1 protein-coding gene is annotated in these 277 nt (G+C 41.9%); it reads right to left on the reverse strand.

From position 1 onward, the window contains the following. Nucleotides 1-28 precede the first annotated feature (28 nt). Nucleotides 29-277 (reverse strand): hypothetical protein (locus AC0IXA_RS27425; protein ID WP_471814899.1); only part of this gene is annotated, 249 nt, incomplete at its 5' end.

Genomic DNA, 277 nt, shown 5'->3' on the forward strand with positions numbered 1-277 from the left:
TATCCAAGATTTCCATGATTTTCCTAAATCACTCTGGCAAATGCTGAGAATTATGAATAATGAATTTTATTTTTTGTTTACTTCTGTGTAAGCTCTTAATATTTTCACTAAGACAAATGGCAAGATCTTCTACAACAAGTTGAGGAATAAAGGCACCGTGGGGAGAAGTGAGGCCCCATTTCTTGGTGTTGTGGAACTTGTCCACCCCGGGCGTAAGTGCCTTGCCGTGCAACAAGAGGAACCTCGATCTGATTGCGGGCACCATATCAGATGCAGT

The organism is Pseudomonas sp. AC083 (genome assembly GCF_979253165.1).